This is a genomic window from Hungatella sp. (genome assembly GCF_046966825.1).
This window is the reverse complement of record NZ_JBKVCZ010000108.1, coordinates 1-22,580: the sequence shown is the minus strand read 5'-3', so window position 1 is coordinate 22,580 and position 22,580 is coordinate 1. Positions and strand designations below refer to the sequence as shown.

The 22,580-nt window shown below is 49.8% G+C and carries 18 protein-coding genes; 4 read left to right on the top strand and 14 right to left on the bottom strand.

Annotation, left to right across the window (positions count from 1 at the left end):
• Positions 1–196: 196 nt before the first annotated feature.
• Both ACLTD4_RS25035 and ACLTD4_RS25030 read left to right on the top strand, forming a co-directional pair.
• Positions 197–958: a sulfite exporter TauE/SafE family protein gene (locus tag ACLTD4_RS25035; RefSeq protein ID WP_055658215.1), complete on the top strand. Its 762-nt coding sequence runs from the start codon at positions 197–199 to the stop codon at positions 956–958.
• Positions 959–1,046: 88 nt separating this feature from the next.
• A complete protein-coding gene (locus ACLTD4_RS25030) occupies positions 1,047–2,423 on the top strand; it encodes a GGDEF domain-containing phosphodiesterase (protein WP_117622922.1) in 1,377 nt (458 codons plus the stop codon).
• A 115-nt stretch (positions 2,424–2,538) separates the two neighbouring features.
• On the opposite strand, the gene ACLTD4_RS25025 is transcribed toward ACLTD4_RS25030, so the two are convergent.
• The 14 genes from ACLTD4_RS25025 to ACLTD4_RS24960 form a co-directional block, all read right to left on the bottom strand.
• A complete protein-coding gene (locus tag ACLTD4_RS25025; protein WP_055658218.1) occupies positions 2,539–3,003 on the bottom strand; it encodes a CBS domain-containing protein in 465 nt (154 codons plus the stop codon).
• Positions 3,004–3,389: 386 nt separating this feature from the next.
• Complete coding sequence (locus tag ACLTD4_RS25020; RefSeq protein ID WP_117623005.1) at positions 3,390–3,986, bottom strand: lactate utilization protein; 597 nt, start codon at positions 3,984–3,986, stop codon at positions 3,390–3,392.
• Positions 3,987–4,157: 171 nt separating this feature from the next.
• Entirely contained in the window at positions 4,158–4,925 is a 768-nt protein-coding gene (locus ACLTD4_RS25015) for a M23 family metallopeptidase (protein ID WP_002602938.1), read from the bottom strand.
• Positions 4,926–4,965: 40 nt separating this feature from the next.
• On the bottom strand, positions 4,966–5,886 hold the full coding sequence (locus ACLTD4_RS25010; RefSeq protein ID WP_002602937.1) for a SpoIID/LytB domain-containing protein: 921 nt from the start codon (positions 5,884–5,886) through the stop codon (positions 4,966–4,968).
• Positions 5,887–5,907: 21 nt separating this feature from the next.
• The gene (locus tag ACLTD4_RS25005) at positions 5,908–6,456 is read right to left on the bottom strand and encodes a rod shape-determining protein (RefSeq protein WP_117634532.1); all 549 of its coding nucleotides are present in this window, start codon (positions 6,454–6,456) and stop codon (positions 5,908–5,910) included.
• A gap of 159 nt (positions 6,457–6,615) precedes the next feature.
• The gene (locus tag ACLTD4_RS25000; RefSeq protein WP_412331651.1) at positions 6,616–7,551 is read right to left on the bottom strand and encodes a glycogen/starch/alpha-glucan phosphorylase; all 936 of its coding nucleotides are present in this window, start codon (positions 7,549–7,551) and stop codon (positions 6,616–6,618) included.
• Between the two features lie 22 nt (positions 7,552–7,573).
• Positions 7,574–9,067, bottom strand: coding sequence for a glycogen/starch/alpha-glucan family phosphorylase (gene glgP, locus ACLTD4_RS24995; RefSeq protein WP_412331650.1), 1,494 nt, complete (start codon positions 9,065–9,067; stop codon positions 7,574–7,576).
• Positions 9,068–9,119: 52 nt separating this feature from the next.
• On the bottom strand, positions 9,120–12,233 hold the full coding sequence (gene ileS, locus ACLTD4_RS24990) for an isoleucine--tRNA ligase (RefSeq protein WP_117622920.1): 3,114 nt from the start codon (positions 12,231–12,233) through the stop codon (positions 9,120–9,122).
• 93 nt (positions 12,234–12,326) lie between these two features.
• Positions 12,327–12,482, bottom strand: coding sequence for a hypothetical protein (locus ACLTD4_RS24985; RefSeq protein ID WP_181987974.1), 156 nt, complete (start codon positions 12,480–12,482; stop codon positions 12,327–12,329).
• 138 nt (positions 12,483–12,620) lie between these two features.
• On the bottom strand, positions 12,621–14,057 hold the full coding sequence (locus ACLTD4_RS24980) for a 6-phospho-beta-glucosidase (protein ID WP_029466701.1): 1,437 nt from the start codon (positions 14,055–14,057) through the stop codon (positions 12,621–12,623).
• A 19-nt stretch (positions 14,058–14,076) separates the two neighbouring features.
• Positions 14,077–16,029 carry a beta-glucoside-specific PTS transporter subunit IIABC gene (locus ACLTD4_RS24975; RefSeq protein ID WP_117622919.1) on the bottom strand — a complete coding sequence of 651 codons (1,953 nt, stop codon included), beginning with the start codon at positions 16,027–16,029 and terminating at the stop codon, positions 14,077–14,079.
• Between the two features lie 250 nt (positions 16,030–16,279).
• Positions 16,280–17,131: a BglG family transcription antiterminator LicT gene (gene licT, locus ACLTD4_RS24970; protein WP_029466702.1), complete on the bottom strand. Its 852-nt coding sequence runs from the start codon at positions 17,129–17,131 to the stop codon at positions 16,280–16,282.
• Between the two features lie 190 nt (positions 17,132–17,321).
• Positions 17,322–18,698, bottom strand: coding sequence for an FAD-dependent oxidoreductase (locus ACLTD4_RS24965; RefSeq protein ID WP_117622918.1), 1,377 nt, complete (start codon positions 18,696–18,698; stop codon positions 17,322–17,324).
• 29 nt (positions 18,699–18,727) lie between these two features.
• Positions 18,728–19,201: a rhodanese-like domain-containing protein gene (locus ACLTD4_RS24960; RefSeq protein ID WP_117622917.1), complete on the bottom strand. Its 474-nt coding sequence runs from the start codon at positions 19,199–19,201 to the stop codon at positions 18,728–18,730.
• 1,006 nt (positions 19,202–20,207) lie between these two features.
• Here ACLTD4_RS24960 and ACLTD4_RS24955 point away from each other — a divergent pair.
• Both ACLTD4_RS24955 and ACLTD4_RS24950 read left to right on the top strand, forming a co-directional pair.
• On the top strand, positions 20,208–21,668 hold the full coding sequence (locus ACLTD4_RS24955; RefSeq protein WP_055658231.1) for a nicotinate phosphoribosyltransferase: 1,461 nt from the start codon (positions 20,208–20,210) through the stop codon (positions 21,666–21,668).
• Between the two features lie 82 nt (positions 21,669–21,750).
• Positions 21,751–22,470, top strand: coding sequence for a hypothetical protein (locus ACLTD4_RS24950; RefSeq protein WP_002602927.1), 720 nt, complete (start codon positions 21,751–21,753; stop codon positions 22,468–22,470).
• The last annotated feature ends 110 nt before the right edge of the window (positions 22,471–22,580 follow it).

The following is a 22,580-nucleotide window of genomic DNA, read 5'->3' as shown; positions in this document are numbered from 1 at the left end:
GGCAACGGAGACATCAAACCAGAAATGCCGTGAACATCAGGATATTCGAATCGCCATGAACATCAGAGTATTTGAATCGCCATGACCAGCAGAGTATTTGCCCCTCACAGCAGTCGCCAAAAGCTCATGCATCCATCGCACGTAGCTCGTTGCCCGCGGGAATAAACAAGAAAATAAGAGAAAAGAAGGTCTTACCATGTTAGTAAAAATCATTGTATGTCTGTTTGCAGGCCTCGGAGCCGGCTTCGGCACAGGCTTTGCCGGAATGAGTGCGGCAGCCGTCATCAGCCCCATGCTCATCACATTTTTAGGAGTCCCTGCTTATCAGGCGATCGGCATCGCTCTGGCCAGCGATGTTCTCGCCAGCGCCGTATCGGCCTACACCTACGGAAAACACAAAAACCTCGATATCCGAAACGGTATCGTGATGATGGCCGCTGTCTTAATCTTCACCCTGATTGGAAGCTACATCTCCTCCCTGGTTCCCAATCACGCCATGGGGAACGCCTCCGTCTTCCTCACCATGCTTCTGGGCATTAAATTCATAGTGAGACCGGTCCTCACGACCAAAGACGCACAGGAATCCAAGACCATGCGGCAAAAGCTGGTCCAGTCCATACTGAGCGGCATTGTGGTCGGTTTCATCTGTGGATTTATCGGCGCAGGCGGCGGTATGATGATGCTTCTGCTGCTGACGAGCGTGCTGGGATATGAATTAAAGACCGCCGTCGGAACCAGCGTATTTATCATGACGTTCACGGCTTTGACCGGCTCCCTCTCCCATTTTGCCATCGGCGGCATGCCGGATCTGTTCCTGCTTGTACTCTGTATCGTGTTTACCTTCCTGTTTGCCCGAATCGCCGCCGTTTTCGCAAACAAAGCAGATCCAAAACTTTTAAACCGGTTGACCGGCGTTATTCTGTTTCTGCTGGGAGCTGTTATGCTTCTCGTAAAGTAGGTTCAATATTTACCGAAATCTTCCTTGATTTCACGCCTGTTTTATACTACAATGAAGTTAATAATTGCAAAAACAGGAGGCAGACCACATGAGTTGGTTTCAAAAGAAGACAATCCCCACTCCGTCACCGGCGGAATCTGAGCCCGTGATCACTGAAAGGGCGGAAGAAAGCAAGTTGGAACGTGACGCATGCTACCGGCATCTGTCGGAAGTCATGGATACACCCTCAGACCGCGGAGTTGTATTAAAAGTATACATAGAGAATTTCAAACGACTGAATCAGGTATTTGGTTACGATTACTGTGAGAACCTTTTAAGCCAGATTCTCGCCTATTTAAAAGAAAAGACAGGAAAACCTGTTTATCACTACATCGGTGTGGAATACATCATGATCCTCGACCAGTATTCACAGGGACAGGCATCCGATCTTGCAGAAGAGATCGCCGAGCAGTTTGATCACGCCTGGAAAGTGAACGGAACGGACTGCCTCTGTTCCGTACAGATGGGTATGTGCTCCTATCCCGGACACGCCGCGACGCCGGACGAGCTGTTAAAATGTCTCGACCTGGCAGTCTTAAGAGCGGAAGAAGGCGGACCGAACCAGGCCATTATGTTCGACAGTACGCTTCAGAAGCAGCTGCTTCGCCGCCACACCATCGCCTTATACTTAAAGACCGCCATTGAAAAAGAAGAGATTGAGGTCCGTTACCGCCCGACGCTTAATCTGGAGACCGGAAAGTTCAGCCGCGCAGAGTTTTATATGCGCATCTTCATCAAGGGGCTGGGACTCATCGGAGCCAGCGAGGTTCTTCCGATCGCTGAAGACTCCGGTCAGATCCGCTCCCTAGAATATTTCGCCCTGGATAAAGTGGGCCAGTGTATCGCAAAGCTCACCGAGGCAGGCAGGGAATTCGATTCCATCGCCCTCCCGATATCTTCTATCCTCTTTTTGCAGGAAGATTTTCTCGATGAGGTCAGACGCGTCATCGATACCTACCAGATCCCCAAGGGCAAGCTTGCCATCGAGATCCAGGAAAGCGCCCTGACCACAGCATACTTAAACATCAACATCATGCTGCAGGAACTGTCCGACATGGGCGTAGAGCTGGTGTTAAACGAATTCGGTTCCGGATATTCCGGTGTAGCCACAATCCTGGAGCTTCCGGTCAACACGCTGAAGCTGGAGCGTTTATTCGTATGGCAGCTGGAGACGAACCCGAAGTCGCGCTGCGTGATCGAGGGACTGATCCACATCGCCAAGGACCTGGATTTAAACATCATCGCAGAAGGTGTGGAAACCGAGAATCAGGTGAATATCCTGACGAACGCCGGATGCGACTACCAGCAGGGCTTTTACTACTCCCCGACTCTGGAGCAGGACACGCTGCTTAAAGTGATCGACAATACCTTTGCCGATTCCATCTCTCTGCTAAACGAAGAGAAAGAAAAAATGACAAGAGCATAAACACACATAAAAAACGCCTGCCGCCGGGAAACACCAGTTACAAAAGTAACCGTTCCCGCCGACAGGCGTTTTAATCAAATCCCTGCTTCCTATCCGTGATTCCTTTTCACAATTCCTATCCCAGCACCAGCCGTGCCTTCTCTCCCGCGCTCCGACAGGCCTGTGTCGTCTGACTGCATTCCTGAGACTTATCGTAGTAATAGCGAATAATATCCTTTCTGGTGATGATTCCGATGAAGTTCTTCTGGTCATCTACCACAGGAACAAAGTTCTGGTTCAGCGCCTTGTCGATTAAATCTTCCATGTTGGAGTTGGCATATACCGGACGGTTGTCCAGTCTCCGGTCGATCGCCGCCACGGTTACGCGCTCGGCCTCCTTTAAGCTTAAATTAAACTTATTCTTGATTCCCCAGAGCATATCTCCCTCTGTGATGGTTCCAATGTATCTTCCCGTTCTGCTGATAATCGGTACCGCGGAGTATTTGTGATACTCCATCTTCTCAAGGGCCTGCCGCAGAGTCTCGTCCTCATAAATATATGCCACTTCACACTTTGGTGTTAAAAAAAACAATATGTTCATAGCCGCACTCCCGTCACATTATTTTCGTCTTTATTATAGCATATTACCTTAGTTCACATATGAACAAATTATTATTTTTTTATAACATTTTAGTAGTAACAGTTCAGCCCTCACTTCCGGCTGTCGCGGTCCTTCCCGGCGCTTTCGTTTCCCGGACCTTTCCTGTTCCGGTTTCGGGCATAAGCATTTCTAAATGTGCAGGATTTTTCTAAAAACCAGTGAAAATCCCCAAACTCGCTGCGCTCAGACAGGTGGGGATTTCCCCTGAACGAAAAATTCTGCGCATTAAGAACTGCTAATGCCCTGCAAAGTCACAGGAAAGGTCCGGGAAACGAAAGCGCCGGGAAGGACCGCGACAGTCGGAAACGAGGGCTGAACTGTTACTTTTAGTAGCCCAGATCCTCGTTGATAAACACGACTTCCGCCTCCACACCGTTACAGGGGCGATCCTGGATGACGGTCGCTCTGCAGATGCGTTCCGGACTGTCGCAGTCGTAGCAGCGGTCCCCTCCATTCGCCGCACAGGGCGTCTTCCGGTTCAGACGCAGCGCATTTTTCGGCGCCGCCACGTTCTTTGCACGCATGAGTGCACTGTGCATATCGGGCGAAATCTTATTTCTGCCTACCAAATAGTACACTTTCTGAGGCCCGTAGATCGTCATGGAGACACGGTTGCCGGTCCCGTCAATATTGACAATCTCTCCAGTCTCGGATACCCCGTTGGCACTGCAGATATAGACCTCTGCCTGCTTCGCCTTCTTAAGCGTCTCTGCCCCTGGTTCCAGCCAGTGCCAGGTCAGCGCACACTCCCCGTCCAGAACCTCATTCAGTTTTATCTCCTGCAGCGTCACACTGCCTCCCAGCGCCACCGCCTTCCCCTTCACCATCTCTTTTATGTAGGACGCCGCTTCCTCCCCTGTCTCGAAATATGCCGTATGAAATCCATGCTTTTCAAAATTCTTCTTCAGTATATCGTAATTCATTATTTTCTCCTTTCCTGACGGCCACTCATAAAAATACCGCTCACAAACCTCATTTATATTATACCACATCCCCATCTCCATTTACACAAAAAAACAGAACAGAAAACTTCAATAAGCCTTCTGCCCTGCCTTCTTTTCTTCACCGTATGGTACAGTCCGGTCCGCACGCTCTCACTGCATGAAATCCAGCGGATCTACCGGATGATTCTCGTGCTCCAGCTCGAAGTATAAGTTCGCGCCTTCAATTGAATAATATTTCGTAGGTTCGGCCACATAGCCCAGAACGTCGCCCTGAGCGACATATTCATTTTCCACTACCTGCAGTTCCTTTAACTGGCCGCAGACAGCCGTATAGTCATTTCCCATATTGAGAATGACGTAATTGCCCAGTTCTTCATTAGAACCGATCTCCTGGATTTTTGCGTTTGCAGGTGCTACGACCGGTGTGCTCACGGCGCCCTGAATGACGATGCCCGGATTACATTTATACTGATCAAGAGTCGGGAAATAGATGGTAGACTCCATGCTGTAATCCAGAATGACATTTCCTGATACCGGCCATGCCATCTTTGTTGCATCGTTAAAATTGAGGACAAGCGCTGCGGCCGCCTCCTTTTCCGCTCCGGCCTTAACCGCCGGGGTTTCTGCTTCTGTCTCTGCTTTCGCTGTAGCCTTGGCGGAATCAGCAACCTGTGTATCCGCATCCAGATTCTGCTCAGCGTTGGAATCACCGGCAACTGCTACCTGGTTTTCCTGTGGTATCGTCTCTTCTGCAATGACACCCTTCTGGTCCGGAACTTCAAGATATGGACTCTGGCCGTCATTGTTTCCTCTTTGAATGGTAATGACTCCTGCCGCAGCTACTATAGTCAGCAGGCCTAAAACCAACAGGACAAGGAATACTTTATCCTTGAACAATTGACTCATTTTCTCTTTCACGTTTATCACCTCGGTAATATTCTTACCAAAGGAGAAAGAGTTATTCAGAAATCAGAACAATATTTTTATAAAAAAATCCAAGAATCTCTTCCGCGGTCTTTCCCTCCTCCGCCATACACTTCGCCCCGTACTGGCTGAGACCGTAACCGTGGCCCACGCCCTGGCAGACCGCCCGGATTCCGCCATCGTACTCCTCCAGCGTATAAGACGGAGACGGCAGCCCCAGCGCATACTGGACCTCCTCTCCTGTATACACCTTTGTACCGATCTGAATCTGTCCCACGTAACCGCCGTCGTCGCGGACGATGATCTGAATGGACTGGGGAAGCTGGCCTGCATCAACAGGCACGCTGTCGGCGATCTGATTAATCCTGCCGGCAAAATCTTCCTTGCTCCAGGTCATCATGGTCAGGTAGCCTTCTGCCTCCACATCGCGTTTGCTGGCCACCGCCTGCAAATACGGATGGCTCTCATCTCCGGTTCTCGTCATCCCGGTGCTGGCCCGGTGAAACAGCGGCTCAATGAGCTTACCGTCATAGGTGATCACCTCGCCCGCCGTCGAGCGCACGGCCTCTTCCACGGCCTGAAAATACGTCACAAAGGACTCGCTTCCCCACATGGCCTCCATCTGCTTCTCCTCCAAATATTCCATATGAAGCTCCGATTCCTTCACCTCGTCCTGACCGTTCATCTTCTGGTAAATAAACGTCCTGGCGATCACAGCCTGCGCCCGCAGCGCTTCCTTCCCATACTCCGCCGGAATCTGCTTCGCCACGACTCCGGGCAGATACTCTTCCACGTCCATATAGGATTCCCCGTTTTTCCGGTCCAGAATCACTTTTTTTCCGCTGGTAATGAGCGGTACCTGCTTCTTTTCCTCGATTCTGCCTGTCCATGCCAGGGTTATTATATATGGAAGCAGCAATGCCATGACACATATCATTACAACTTTTTTTGCCACAAAAAACCTCCGCAAGTTCCTTTAAAAAATTCTATGCGGACAATTCTTGTTTATGCAGAAACGTTCCTTTTCCTTCCCACTCCACGTAATTCCCACGAACACGGAGCACTGTTCCCCCAGAGAGGCTACGGCGGTTTCCAAAGGCAGACTGCTGAGATACACCTTTTTCGCCCCCGCCTGGTAAAAGGCTTCTGAAAATGCCTTTTCCTCCACCTCCGTCAGTTCCTCTGGCACGCACACTGCAATCCGCGGCTTTTTTATGGAGATACCGATCAGACGCTTCACAAGTGAATGGTCATATCCCAGAGCCCGGTGTAAATAAAAACGGAACATATTTGAAGACAATGTAAAATAGGCAACGATTCCCCTCCGCAGCGCATTGACGGCGACAGCAGGAGTCGGCGGAGCGTCCATTGCCTCCTCCGCCTCATTTCCCATGGCCATAATCAGACCGGTATCCCTGTTTACAAGAGCCATGGACGATTCCTCCAGCACAATACCTCTGTTTTTCACGTAAATCGTAATTTTCGACGGTTCAAATCCCCGTTTTCCGACTGTACTCTCTGTCATATTCTCCCCCGCTTTCCTCTTTTCAAATCAAATCCCCGCCGCAGGCGGCACTCAAAAACAGAACGGTGGGAAAATGCCGCCCGCTGTTCCGTCCTGCCGACGGCGCTTCTCGCTGCATTTTCCCACCGTAATTCTCTTAAGCGCTTATTCTGCACTGCCTTACTGATTTGCTTCTATTTCTACCTTCACCTTTTCCAGATGCCAGATATCGTTTACATACTCCTCGATCGTACGGTCTGAGGTGAATTTACCGCTGCAGGCCACGTTCAGAATAGCCGCTTTCGCCCACCAGGTCTCATTGCGGTAAGCCTGATCGACCCTCTGCTGCGCTTCCGCGTAGGACGGGAAGTCCTTTAAGATGAAGTACGTATCTGCGCGGTCGCTGCTCTGCGTATTCAGCAGAGAATTATAAATGTCACGGAACAGCTCAGGATCCTGCGGAGCAAAGTAGCCGTTGATCAGCTGCATCAGGACGCGGCGGATCTGGTAATTATTGTTAAAAATCTCCATCGGATTATATCCGCCCTTGTTCTCGTAGCCGATCACCTCGTCGGAGGTCATACCGAAGATAAAGGCATTCTCGGCTCCAACTTCTTCCACGATCTCCACGTTGGCGCCGTCCATGGTTCCCAGTGTCAGCGCACCATTTAACATGAACTTCATATTTCCCGTACCGGATGCTTCCTTGCTGGCCGTGGAAATCTGCTCGCTGACGTCGGCCGCCGCGAAAATGATCTCCGCGTTGGACACCTTATAGTCCTCAATGAACACCACCTTGATCTTTCCGTCGATGGATTTGTCGTTATTGATTACATCCGCCACGGAATTGATCAGCTTAATGGTCAGCTTCGCCCTCTTATATCCGGCCGCCGCCTTGGCGCCGAAGATGAAGGTTCTCGGAACCATATCCAGGTTGGGATTATCCTTCAGCTGGTTGTATAAATAGATCACGTGAAGAATATTCATCAGCTGGCGCTTATACTCGTGAAGACGCTTTACCTGCACATCGAAGATGGAACGCGGGTCCACGTCGATTCCGTTGTGTTCCTTGATGTATTTGGCCAGGCGGACCTTGTTCTGGTACTTGATGTCCATGAACTCCTGCTGGCACTTCGGATCATCCGCGTACCGCAGACGGTGATATGGGCAGGTCCGTGATCCATTCGCTTCCCGATCTTTCCGTCACCCATTCAGAGCAGCGGGTTGCCGTGAAGCAGGAAACGTCTCTGGTGATGCCGTTCGTCTTATTGTTGAATTTCTGCGGCATCATCTCATAGAAGTCCGCAGCTCCCTGTTTCTTCAAATCTCGGTGTGCAGCCTTGCAACGCCGTTGACAGAAAATCCGCCGATCGCTGGTTTGCCATGCGCACCTGTCCGTCGTAAATGATGGCCATCTTGCGGATCTTATCCTGGTTGCCCGGATACATCTGCTGAATCTGCTCACAAAGCGGCGGTTGATCTCCTCCACGATCTGGTAGATTCTCGGCAGCAGTCTGGAAAACAGCTCGATCGGCCATTTTTCCAGAGCCTCGGACATGATGGTGTGATTCGTGTAGGCACACGTCTTCGTCGTCACAGCCCATGCCTCATCCCAGGTCAGGTTAAACTCATCCAACAGGATACGCATTAATTCCGGCACAGCCACGGTCGGATGGGTATCGTTTAACTGGAACACTGTCTTCTCGAAGAATTTATGGATATCCTCATGCTTTTCCATATACTTCTTAACCGCTCTCTGAACGCTGGCGGAAATGAAGAAGTACTGCTGTTTTAAGCGGAGTTCCTTTCCTGCGTAGTGGTTGTCGTTAGGATACAGAACCTCGACAATGGTTTTCGCCAGGTTTTCCTGCTCCACTGCCTTCTGGTAGTCTCCCTTGTCGAAGGAATCCAGACTGAAGGTATTGATTGCCTCCGCATCCCAGATTCGCAGCGTATTCACCACATTGTTGCCGTAGCCGACGATCGGCATGTCGTAGGGGACGGCGCGGACGGACTGATATCCCTCCTGAACGAAATGCTCTCTGCCGTTCTCCCAGACAGTTCTCACGTAACCGCCGAATTTTACCTCCGTCGCATACTCTGCGCGGCGTACCTCGAACGGATAGCCGTTCTTTAACCAGTCATCCGGAACTTCCATCTGATATCCGTTTTCAATCTTCTGCTTGAACATACCGTAACGGTAACGAATGCCGCAGCCGTATGCCGGATAGCCCAGCGTCGCCAGGGAATCTAAGAAGCAGGCGGCAAGACGGCCAAGGCCGCCGTTGCCGAGAGCCGGATCCGGCTCCTGATCCTCGATGGCGTTTAAGTCGAAGCCAAGTTCGTCTAAAACTTCCTTCACCTCCGGCAGCGCCATGATATTGATGATATTGTTTCCAAGGGCACGGCCCATTAAAAACTCCATGGAGAGATAGTACAGGGTTTTCGCATCCTGCTTCTCATACTCCTTGTGGGTTGCAATCCACTCATCGATGATGACATCCTTTACTGCGTAGGCAACTGCCTGGAACGCCTGCTCCGGAGTAGCCTCATCGATCGTCTTGCGGAATACGTTTTTTACGTTATAAATAACGCTTTTCTTAAAGGTTTCTTTATCAAATCCCATACTCATTGTGAATGACCTCCTATCGGTTATTTCAATCTGAGAGAATCCCCGCTTCGTATTACTGAACTTTTTCTACGCCCAGAGTGACATTCTCACCATTGATGTTCCATTCCTTCGTATATCCCGCTGCCTTACCCAGTGTGATGCCTTCTGCGAGGACCTCGCTCTTTATTTCTTCGCCGTGCGCGCCAAAGATTCCGGCAATCTTCTCATTGCCTTCGCTGGTGATGAGGATATGGTCCATAACCTCAAAGCCTGCTTCCTTACGCATCGTCTGAATCTTGCTGATCAACTCGCGGACAAAGCCTTCCTCGATCAGTTCAGGTGTCAGGTTCGTGTCAAGCACAACCGTAACAGTATTATCACCTTCCGATACGTAGCCCTCCATCTGAGCCGTATCGATCAGTAAATCTTCCTTCGTCAGAACCACCTCACTGCCGTCAAAGTCGAACGTGAGGGCGCCCTTTTCATTCAGAGTATCCATGGCGGTGTTGCCGTCCACCTCGGAAAGGGCCTTTCTGATGTTGTTTAACTGTTTTCCATATTTCGGTCCGACAGTCTTTAACTGCGGCTTAAAGCTGTAGCTGGTGAAATCGCGGACATCGTCTGTAAAGACAACTGACTTTACATTCAGCTCATCCTCGATGATCTCCTGATAGAATACGGAGAGCTCATGAGGCGCCTTCACGAACATCCGGCCGATCGGCTGGCGGTTCTTGATATTCGCCGTATTTCTGGCCGCACGGCCCATGACTACGATCTTTAAGACCTCGTCCATGTTGTCTTCCAGCTTCTCATCGATGCAGGATTCATCCGCTTCCGGATAATCGCATAAATGGATGCTCTCCGGCGCCGTCTTATCGATATTGCACACCAAATTCTGGTAGATCTGCTCCGTCATAAACGGAATCAGCGGCGCAGCCACCTTGCTGACGGTCACAAGCGCGGTGTAAAGGGTCATATAGGCATTAATCTTATCCTGCTCCATGCCCTTTGCCCAGAAACGCTCACGGCTTCTTCTCACATACCAGTTGCTCATGTCATCCACAAACTCCTGAAGTGCTCTGGCCGCCTCCGGGATCTGGTAATTGCCCAGATTGGTGTCCACGGTCTTGATTAAAGTATTTAACTTCGACAGAAGCCATTTATCCATAACCGGAAGCTTATCGTATTCCAGTTTGTATTTTGTTGCATCAAATTCGTCAATATTTGCATAGAGAACAAAGAAAGCGTACGTATTCCATAAAGTACCCATGAACTTGCGCTGGCCTTCCATGACGGCCTTGCCATGGAAGCGGTTCGGCAGCCACGGCGCGCTGTTGATATAGAAATACCAGCGGATGGCGTCTGCGCCGAATTCCTCCAGAGCCTGGAACGGATCAACCGCGTTGCCCTTGGACTTCGACATCTTCTGTCCATTCTCATCCTGCACGTGGCCCAGAACGATAACGTTCTTATATGGCGCCTTGTTAAAGATCAGGGTCGAGATAGCCAGCAGAGAATAGAACCAGCCTCTCGTCTGATCCACAGCCTCGGAGATGAAATCCGCCGGGAACTGCTGCTCAAACAGCTCTTTATTCTCAAATGGATAGTGGTGCTGCGCAAATGGCATGGAACCGGAATCGAACCAGCAGTCGATTACCTCCGGAACTCTCTTCATCTGCTTCCCGCACTTCGGGCAGGTGATGGTCACCGCGTCGATGTATGGGCGGTGAAGTTCGATTGTCTCGGGGCAGTCAGGAGACATTGACTTTAATTCCTCGATGCTTCCGATGGAATGCTGATGGCCGCACTCACACTCCCATACGTTTAAAGGAGTGCCCCAGTAACGGTTCCGGCTGATGCCCCAGTCCTGAACATTCTCCAGCCAGTCGCCGAAGCGTCCCTTACCGATGCTCTCCGGGATCCAGTTGATGGTGTTGTTGTTGCGGATTAAGTCTTCCTTCACCTCAGTCATCTTGATGAACCAGGATTCTCTCGCATAATAGATGAGAGGCGTGTCACATCTCCAGCAATGCGGATAGCTGTGCTCAAATACCGGTGCGGAGAACAGTAAGCCCCGCTCTTCCAGATCCTTTAAAACCAGCGGATCGGCCTTCTTACAGAAGGTGCCCGCCCATTTCGTCTCCTTCGTCATCTCGCCCTTGGAATCCACCAGCTGAACGAAAGGAAGATCGTATTTCTTACCAACCTTGGAGTCATCTTCACCGAATGCCGGAGCGATATGAACGACTCCGGTACCGTCTGTCAGCGTTACGTACGTATCGCAGGTCACATAGAATGCCTTCTTCGCCGGATGCACGAAATCAAACAGCGGCTCGTACTCCTTGAACTCCAGATCCTTTCCGGTGTAGCGCTCCAGTACAGTGTATTCACTATTCAGAACCGTATCACACAAAGCTTCCGCAAGATAATACGTATATTCTCCGTTTTTCACCTTCACATAGGACTCGTTAGGATTCACACAGAGCGCCACGTTGGAAGGAAGCGTCCACGGTGTGGTCGTCCACGCCAGGATATAAGCATCCTCGCCCTTCACCTTGAATCTGGCGATAGCGGAGCGTTCTTTCACATCCTTGTAGCCCTGTGCCACCTCGTGGCTGGACAGCGGCGTTCCGCAGCGCGGACAGTAGGGAACGATCTTAAAGCCTTTGTATAACAGGCCCTTTTCCCAGATCTGCTTCAAAGCCCACCACTCGGACTCGATATAGTAGTTCTCATAGGTAACGTACGGATCATCCATATCAGCCCAGAAGCCGACGGTCTTGGAGAAATCCTCCCACATGCCCTTGTACTTCCATACACTTTCCTTGCAGTGCTTGATAAATGGCTCGAGACCATATTCCTCGATCTGCTCCTTGCCGTCCAGTCCCAGCATCTTCTCCACTTCCAGTTCGACTGGAAGTCCGTGGGTATCCCATCCGGCCTTTCTCGGCACGTCGCATCCCTTCATGGTACGGTATCTCGGGATCATATCCTTGATAACACGGGTGAGGACATGGCCGATATGAGGTTTTCCGTTGGCGGTTGGAGGGCCGTCATAGAAGGTATAGGTTTCAGCCTTTTTTCTGTTATCGATGCTCTTCTGGAAAATCTCGTGATCTTCCCAGAATTTTTCAACTTCTTTTTCTCTCGCTACAAAATTTAGATCTGTAGGAACTTTGTTATACATCTCTTTTGACCTCCTTTATAAATAAGCTTCCTAATGAAAAAAAGACCCTCGTCCCGTAATCAGGACGAAGGCCGTGCTTCGCTAAACCACCTATTACAGCATACTGACATATGCGTTCCCTGTAACGTAGGAACCACGTCCTGGCTTACCGCTTATACAGCTTTCAGCCGGAGACTCCAGAGTGATATTCGGTCCCATGACTACTCTCACCAGGCTTTCACCCTCCCCGGCTCGCTTTGGATTTCCCACGGTCCTACTGTCTCTTTCATCGTCTTTCTTCCTATAATATAATGGCAGGTTATGCCTTATATGTCCTCTCATTATAGATTTTATGGGAGGAAATGTCAAGTAAAAGACGAAATTTCGGGCATCTGTCGCGTATTTTCGTCATTCTGCCCCGTAACGGGCCCACTCCCCATTAGTCCCTATTACTTTTTGATACCATCCGAACGACTTCTTCCTCATCCTCTTTCCTGTTCCATTGCCTTCGTCGTCCAGATCCACATGGATGAAGCCGTATCGCTTCTTCATCTGTCCGCTGCCTGCGCTCACCAAATCGATGGGCGCCCATGCCGTGTAGCCGAGTAAATCCACGCCGTCCAGCTCTGCGGCATCCATCATGGCGCATATATGCCGCTTTAAATAATCGATCCGGCAGTCATCTGCAACGTTTCCGTTTTCGTCGGGAAAATCCTGTGCTCCCAGCCCATTTTCCACGATAAACAGCGGTTTCTCATACCTGTCATAGATCTGGTTTAAGGTAATCCGAAGTCCCAGGGGATCGATCGGCCAGCCCCATTCGCTGTACGTCAGATACGGATTTTTCGCAGAGGCAAACAGATTGCCCTCCGCCGATTCCGCGCTGTCTGCCGTAGAGACACAACGGCTGTTATAATAGGAAAAGGAGATAAAGTCCACCGTTCCCTTCTTCAATATCCTCTCGTCCCCGTCTTCCATCACAGGCATAAGGCCCTCCCGCTCAAGCGCTCTCCCTGCATAGGCCGGATACTCCCCTCTGGCCTGCACATCGACGAAAAAATAGTTCTCGCGGTCCTTTTTCAGTGCTTCCCACACGTCCTCCGGCCTGCAGCTGTACGGATAGACGCTCCCCGCCGCAAACATACAGCCGACTCTGTTCTCCGGATTGATTTCGTGTGCCATCTGCACCGCCAGGGCGCTGGCAATCAGTTCATGATGAGCGGCCTGGTATTTCAGTTTTTCCCTCTCGTCCCCGTCCTGAAACAGAAGTCCCGCGCCCAGGAATGGAGCGTGCAGAATCATATTGATCTCGTTAAAGGTCAGCCAGTACCGCACCAGCTCCCGGTAGCGGACAAACAGCGTGCGGCAGAGTTTCAAATAGAAGCCGATCATCTCCCTGCTCCGCCATCCGCCGTACTTCTCGATCAAATGCACCGGACAGTCGAAGTGACAGATGGTCACCAGCGGCTCAATGCCGTATTCGTGACACGTCCGGAACACCTCCTCATAGAACCGCAGTCCCGCCTCGTTTGGCTCCTCTTCCTCCCCTCCGGGAAATATCCTCGTCCATGCAATGCTCATGCGGTAGACTTTAAAGCCCATCTCGCCGAAGAGGCGTATGTCCTCCCGGAAATGGTGAAACATATCAATGGCCTCGTGAGAGGGATACCGGTGCTCCCCGTCGCAGACAAGCGATACGTGCTCTCCCCGTATTACTGCTTCACGGTCCGGTCCTGCCGGGCACACGTCCACATTTGAGAGCCCTCTTCCGTCCTCCTGCCAGCCGCCCTCGCACTGGTTTGCCGCAGTGGCGCCTCCCCAGAGAAAATCTTTACTCAGTCCCATTTTCCGATCTCCTTTCCGGCTATTTAACGATCCGTAAAAGCGGTTCCTGATACGCCACCGCGTCATCGGCCTTCACAACGGCTTCCACCGACTGGTAGTTCCCATAATTACTGATCAGAACCGGCGTCTCCAGCAGGAACCCTGCCTCCCGGATTAACTCCATATCGAACCGCATCAGCGGCTGCCCCGCCTTCACACGGTCGCCCTGCTTCGCCGCAGCCTCAAAGCCCTTTCCATCCAACTGCACCGTATCCAGTCCGATGTGGATCAGAATCTCCGTCCCTTCGTCCGACAGAATTCCAATCGCATGGAGCGTCGGGAAAATGGTCACAACCGTTCCGTCCACCGGTGACACCACCAGACCTTCCTCCGGAAGAACAGCAATCCCCTTTCCAAGGATTCCGGAGGCAAACGCACTGTCCTTTACGTCTTTTAAATCAATAACAGCGCCCTTCATGGGACTCATGATGGTCAGGAACTCATGAGATGCGAATTCTGGAATATTGTCAGCCGTTCCCTGGTCTGCACTGCCACTTTCCAATCTGCCATCCTCAGCAGAGTCCTCTTTCTCCTCATCTTTATAGACAATCATTGTCATGACAAACGCGATTACTATGGTCAGAAGGGCCCCGGTCACAGCCACGATTAAGTTGCCCATGGAACCGTCCGGCTCCACCATTGCCGGAAACTCGAAGATTCCCATTCCGCCCATCATAAATTTTCTAAAATTGAAGAATCCGTAAAAGCCTCCGCCGATTCCGCCTGCAATACAGCTGATGATAAATGGCTTCTTAAGGGGCAGTGTAATTCCGTAGATCGCAGGCTCCGTCACTCCAAAAATACCGGAAATACAATTCGGAAGCGCCATTTCCTTCAGTTTTCTGTCCTTTGTCTTGATGAAAATAGCCAGAACCACGGCCGATGTCGCAAAGGTACAGGCAAAGAACGGCATCATCACGTTGTCGTAGCCCATGGTCATGATATTGTTGATATAGACCGGAATAAATCCCCAGTGCAGGCCGAAGATAACCAGAATCTGCCAGGTAAATCCGACAATGGCTCCTGCCAGCATAGGTGAAAAGCTTCTGATTGTAAGTACTGTCTCCGCGATAATCGTGGATGCAAAGGTGGCAACCGGACCGATAACCAGAAATCCCGCCGGAAGCGCCACTAAAAGCGTCAGCATCGGCACAAAGAAAAACTTGACCAGATCGGGTACAAACTTATTGAACAGCTTCTCGCATTTCGACGCAAAGTATACGATAAAAATAACAGGAATCACCGTGGAGGTATAATCCATGGAGATTACCGGAAGCCCAAAGAATGTGATATACACAGGCGATTCAAAGAGCGTCCCCTCAAACAGCGTGTAGAGCGGAGCCATAGAAGCGGAAATACTTCCCGCCTGAATCGCCGGATAGCACATGATCGCGCCGATCGCCAGCCCCAGCATGGGCTTTAAACCAAACTTCTTCGCGGAGGTATAGCCCAGGAACAGCGGAAGAAAGGTAAACAGCGCGTCCCCCACCGCATTGATGATTAAGTATCCGCCGCATGTGTCGGGATATAATCCCAGCACCGCAAACAGCGTGTTCAGCCCCTTCACCATACCACAGGCCGCCATAATTCCCAGAATCGGCTGGAAAATACCGGAGATCGTATCCACAAACCGGTCAAACAGCTTCTCTTTCTTCTCCGGCTTTGCCGTCTCCTCCCCTTTCTCCAGATCGAGAAGCGGGCAGACATCCTCATAGACCTCTCCCACGTGATTTCCGATCACCACCTGATACTGGCCACCGCTCTTCATGACTGTGACCACGCCTTCCATGTTCTTTAACGCTTCATCATTGGCCGCGGCTTCGTCCGCCAGCTTAAAACGCAGTCTCGTAATGCAGTGGGTAAGTCCGGTAACATTGTCTCTGCCTCCCACGTATTTGACAATCTCTCTTGCCAGTTCTTCATATTTTCCCATTTCATTTCCTCCATCTTTCTATTGATTACCGCGAGCAACGAGTCAGGCGGGCGCGCTTGCGGATCCATCTGACGACTGCCGCAAGGGTCAAATACCCCGCCCCTCACGGTGCTGCATATTTGATACCCCATTGCTTGCTTCAGGGTATGTGACTTTGAAATCTGAAGGTCGAGCCAACTGAATGTAACTGCCCTTAATGAAATATCACGCTATGTCTTATGGGTTTTCCTCCTTTCCTTCCTTTTATGAATCATGCCCGCGGTTTCCGCGAGACAGAAACGATCCTTGCAATGTGAATACTCAGATAAAGAATCTCTTCTTCACTCAGCGTATATTGGTATTTATCCCCGATAAAATCGGCAATCTTCCTGCCGCACTGGTAAGCTTCCTGATACTGCGCCCGGATCACCTCCGCCAGCGCCGCCACCTCCTGGTCCTCATACGTTTTTCCGGAAAACATCCGCTCCGCGAAAAATTTCAAATGTGTAATGAAGCGGTGGTAATAGACAGATTCCGCGTCCAGCCTGATTTTACAGGTCATGCGGACGATTGTCTCGATTTCCTGCATGACAGTGGTGATCTCATGGACCGTCTTCTGCTTTAAATTCATCTGCGCGTTCACAATATGAAGGGCAATAAAGCCCGCTTCATCTTCCTCCAGCTTTACATGAAACCGCTCCTTCACACAGCGCAACGCATAGAGTCCCGTATCATACTCCGCGGGATAATACCGCCTGATATCCCACAAAAGCACATTTTTCACATCGATTCCCTGTTTCTTCCGCTCCACCGCCATGTATATATGATCGCATAGCGGAATGATGACATTCGTGCTGATCTTACTGTTCACATGAACTCTGGCATAGGAGAGAACATCGTCCGCCAGCTTCACGTGTTCCACAGGAATCTCCTGAAGCAGCTCCTTCAGCTGCTCCCTCTGCCCGGCGTCCTCCAGAGAAAAAATCTTTTCGATCTTCTGCTCCTCCACCTCGGAGCCTTCCTTTTTCTGAAACCCAAGTCCGCATCCCACCAGTATCTTCTCGCGCCCTTTTTCGTCCTCCGCAATGACTGCATTGTTGTTCAGTCTCTTCTTAAAGATCATCGAAATCCCCCTTCCGATTCATTTTAGAAATAAAAAAGACCTTGCATCATCAATAAGAATGGCTGCTGCCACTCAAATCCGATCATACAAGGTCAAGCTTGCCCGAAGCAATAACTATCCTTAAGTCAAAGATATATGAAAAAGCATAATTTGTCAAGCGTTTTTTTCAGTTTCATCTGACCAGTTTTTTTCAGACCGCAAACAAGTCACCCAGCGCCTCGCTCATCGTCGGATGCGTATAAATCTGATCCCTCAATACCGTGTAGTCCGCATCGAGATCCATGGCCAGCTTCACGATATTGATCATCTCATAAGATTCCTCACAGAACAGCATTGCGCCTAATATCTTATTCGTCTTCGCATCAATCACTGCCTTTAAGAGACCTTTGGTTCTGTTTAAGACAGCAGCCTTTGGAATCGCGGCCGCCGGCAGTTTGGCGATCTTCACATCCAGACCGGCCCCCCGCGCTTCCTGCTCATTCATACCGACCCTGGAGAAGGAGGGTTCAATGAAAACGCTGTACGGAATATGGCTTCTCTTGCCCGCATTCGCATCATATGCCCCGCCGTGAAGGCTGGACCACACGATCCTGAAATCATCCAGGGAAACGTAGGTGAACTGAAGTCCTCCGGCCACATCTCCCATGGCCCAGATATTCGGAGCCGTCGTCTTATAGCCGTCATCTACCTTGACGCCGCCACGGGCCGTCAATTCCACGCCTGCCGCTTCCAGATTTAATCCTGCCGTGTTAGGTCTTCTTCCTGTAGCGACCAGAATCGCGTCCGCCTCCAGATCTCCCTCTTTTCCATCGACAGAGTAATGGACGTAAGACCAGTCCCCTTCTTTCCGAATCCCGGAAATAGCCGCGCCTATCACAAATTTAACGCCCTTTTCTTCCATAACCTTCTGAATCTCGGACGCGATATCTTCATCCTCTCTCGGAATCAGGCGTGCCTCGTTCTGAATGACCGTCACCTCAGAGCCAAATCCGGAATACATGGACGAAAACTCCAGTCCGATATAGCCGCCGCCAATGATGACCAGCTTCTTTGGAAGCTTCTCCAATTCCATAAATGTCTCACTTAAATAAACCTGGGGATTGCCCTCTATTCCCTCAATCGGCGGCACAAACGGAGCGCTTCCCGTATTGATAAAGATCTGATCTCCCTCTAAAGTAAACGCCTCCGAACCGTCTGCCGGCACTACATTTACCTTTGTATTGGAAAGGAAGCTGGCAGTTCCGTTATAAATGGTCACCGCTTCCAGATGATTCAGCTTGTCAAAATTCTTTTTTCGAAGCAGGGAAGTAACGCGTCTCTTTTCCTCAACAGCTGTCCTGTATAATTCCGCCTTTTCCTCAAAAGAGATCTCTCCCTTTGCTTCCGTCATCTGGGAACTTCTCACCAGAGACTTGGATGGAATACATCCCACATTGATGCAGGTACCGCCATACATTTTATCCGATTTCTCAATCAGCGCTACCGCTTTTCCCTCACCGGCCAGCTTTCCCGCCAGAGTTTTACCGCCTTTGCCAAATCCTATAATAACCGCATCATACTTTTTCATCTCGAAACTTCCTTTCTTATCTCCATTTTTTATTTTTCATCACCAGACACGGTCTCATAGGGCCAGTCCTTAATACCGCCTATATCAATAATATTCTTATAACCAAGGCCCAACAGCTTCTCCGCGGCGTTTTTACTTCTCACGCCGCTTCGGCAGTAGACCATAATCTTCGCATCCAGATCCGGAAGCTCCTCCGGCATCTCCTCTCCGATGTCTCCCACCGGAATGTTAATCGCATCGCCAATCCGGCTGTCCGCATACTCCTCCGGAGTTCTTACATCCACCACGATGAGCGCATCGTCCGAATCCATAACTTCCTTTGCCTCTTCCGGCTTAAACTTAACATACTGTGAAGCCTGGGCCTCCGCACCGGCCTCCGCTTTCTGCGCCGCCGTCTTCTGTGTCTCCTTGCCTGAAGCATTCCCCTGGCCGCCCGAACACGCCGTCAGTGCTAAAACCGCTGCGGCGATTCCCGCCGTAATCAAATATTTCCCTTTTATCATCTCATCCGCTCCATTCTGTAACTTTTTTTGTTTCAGTTCTTATACTGTAATAATATCAGTTACAGTTAGTTCTGTCAAGCGTTTTTTTACATCTTTCTTCAATCTTTTTTTCATAACTGCGCAGTCCCACTGCGGCAGCCGTCTGCACGCAAATAGAAACGGGTACCGACTCATTCACATGAACTTCGATACCCGTTCCTAGACTACTTCATCCATTGGACTTTACCCTCACTTTTTGTTTTGTCACTGATACTTGTGTACCTGGATGCTCTATATTAAATTTTTTACCTTCGCCACTCCATTACCGGGCCTCATCTATCATCTGGTTTATCTCTGCATCGTCATTTTCATTCTTCTATATGTTAGTAAGCTACATATGTGGAAACCTTTGTTCGGACGAATCATACTTTCTCGTCATACGACTCATACGATGAATTTTCCTTTGCAGTTTATAACGAAATATAGGCATATGTAAAAGATATATAGATTTTTTCCTGCTACTTCATCCATGCTTTCGCATTTATTCATCATAGAAGGAATGGCTTTTCACTGTGGCCGAATGGTTTTTCCTATTGTCCGCTTCCTAATTGGAAATCAGACGAGACTTATGTTTTCGGTGGAATCTACCTCCTTTTCTTTCTATTTTTTATCCTTCCCGCTTCCTGTTCCCGGGAGGTTTCTCTATATCTTGTATCTCTTTCCTTTGATAGCTTTATTATATAGTATCTCTCTTCATTTTGCAAGACTCTTTATAAAAAATTAATAAATTATTTCGTAATTGTCAAATTGTATATAATTATTCGAAATATTTATCATTTTATTTGTCTTACTCCATTTGTTATAGTTATTCCTCTCTATTATTCTGATATCATAGATTGTTATTTTTTTATCAATCACGTTGCGTTTTTGTAAAGTTATGGTATAATGTCCAAAAAGGACAGAGTCCCCGGGCCTTACGGTCCCAATTGCTCCGCCCCCACATTAAACGTTCAGAAGGAGAACACATATGAGCCAGCGCAATTTAACCTTATTAACGGATCTATACGAGTTAACCATGATGCAGGGCTATTTTAAAGAAAAGGATGCCAATGAGACCGTAATCTTCGACGCATTTTACCGCACAAATCCGGGCGGCAACGGTTATGCGATCTGTGCCGGTCTGGAGCAGGTAATTGAATATATCAAGGATCTTCATTTCGAAGAGGACGATGTGGACTATCTGCGTTCCACGGGACTGTTCGGCGAAGACTTTCTGGAGTATTTACGCCACTTTAAATTCTCAGGCGACATTTACGCCATACCGGAAGGCACTGTCGTCTTCCCCCGTGAACCGCTGGTAAAAGTGATTGCTCCTATTATGGAGGCGCAGCTCGTTGAGACGGCGCTGTTAAATATCATCAATCATCAGAGCCTGATCGCCACAAAGGCAGCGCGCGTCGTATATGCGGCCGGCGGCGACGGTGTCATGGAATTCGGACTCCGCCGGGCTCAGGGGCCGGATGCCGGTATCTACGGCGCAAGGGCGGCCATGATTGCAGGCTGTATCGGGACCTCCAACGTTCTGTGCGGTAAGATGTTCAACGTCCCGGTCAAGGGAACTCACGCCCACAGCTGGATCATGAGCTTTCCGGATGAGCTGACCGCATTCCGCACCTATGCCAGGCTGTATCCTTCCGCCTGCATCCTGCTGGTGGACACCTATGACACGCTGAAATCCGGTGTTCCTAACGCCATTAAGGTATTTCAGGAAATGAAGGAGGCCGGAATCCCGCTGACCTTCTACGGAATTCGTCTCGACAGCGGCGATCTTGCCTATTTATCGAAGAAAGCGAAAAAGATGCTGGATGATGCCGGATTCCCAGACGCAGTTATTTCCGCCTCCAACGATCTGGACGAGTCTCTGATCAACAGCTTAAAGATCCAGGGCGCAGCCATCAACTCCTGGGGAGTCGGCACGAATCTGATCACCTCCAAGGACTGCCCGTCCTTCGGCGGCGTATATAAGCTGGCTGCCATATTAGATAAGAAGAGCGGAAAATTTGTGCCGAAGATCAAGTTATCCGAAAATGCCGAGAAGATTACCAATCCGGGCAATAAATGTATCAAGCGTATTTACAGCAGGGAAACCGGAAAAATCATTGCCGATTTGATCTGCCTGGAGGGCGAGAAATACGATGAAAATAATTCACTGCTGCTCTTCGATCCCATCGAGACCTGGAAAAAGACGCACCTGGCTCCCAACACCTATCATCTCCGTGATCTGATGGTTCCGGTATTTAAAGATGGAGAATGCGTTTACGAATCTCCCGCGGTCATGGACATTCAGGCGTACTGCAGGAAAGAACTGGACACGCTCTGGGATGAATCCCGCCGTCTTGTGAACCCTCACGAGGTGCATGTGGACCTCTCCAATGAGCTCTGGCACATGAAAAATCAGCTTCTGGACAGCTATCATTTTTCAGAATAACGAAAAAAGTTAACCTTTGTTATAGTTTCTGTGGTTGACATCGGTTATAATAGAAGTAATATGACAAAGGAGGTTGTTTTTTATGAGTATGGGGCAGGAAACCAAAATTCGCGCCAGAGACAATGATAAGCTGGCTTTAAAAGTAACAAAAGGACATTTTTCATCCGACCGTTTTCACATTAACTACTACATTGACATGACCACATTGAAGATGCGTCAGGAGGAAGCTGAGCAGGTTGCCAAATCCATGGTGAAGAGATACGTAAACCGTGTTGATTTATCAGGGCTGATCGGCGTAGGAGCGGAAGAGCTCAAGCATTATTCCAAAGCGTTTGCTTCCAAGACTCCAATCGATACCATCATCTGTATGGATGGCTGTGAGGTAATCGGCGCCTATGTAGCAAAGGAATTATCCGAGCTCGGCGTTACCACCACGAATATCCACAAAACTACTTACATCGTGACTCCGGAATTCGATTCCGCCGGACAGATGGTCGTTCGTGACAACATCAAGCATATGCTGAAGGATAAACACGTATTAGTCGTTCTCGCTACCGCGATGTCCGGCCGTACTATTTTAAAGAGCATTCGCTGCATCGAATCCTACGGCGGCATTCTGGAAGGCATCTCCGTTATCTTCGCCGCAGTCAATGAGATCGACGGATATCCGGTTAATGCGGTATTCGATTCTTCCGATCTTCCCGACTTCCGTCTCTCCGAGCCGGAGAACTGTCCGGATTGTAAGAACGGAATCAAGCTGGATGCGATTGTAAACAGCTACGGTTATACAAAACTGGATTAAGTAAAATGAGTTAAAATAACCCCGGGCCACGGCAGGAATACCTGCCGTGGCCCGGGGTCAGACTGTAGACAAAATGGTTCCTGGTGCGATGCACCCGGAACCATTTTGAA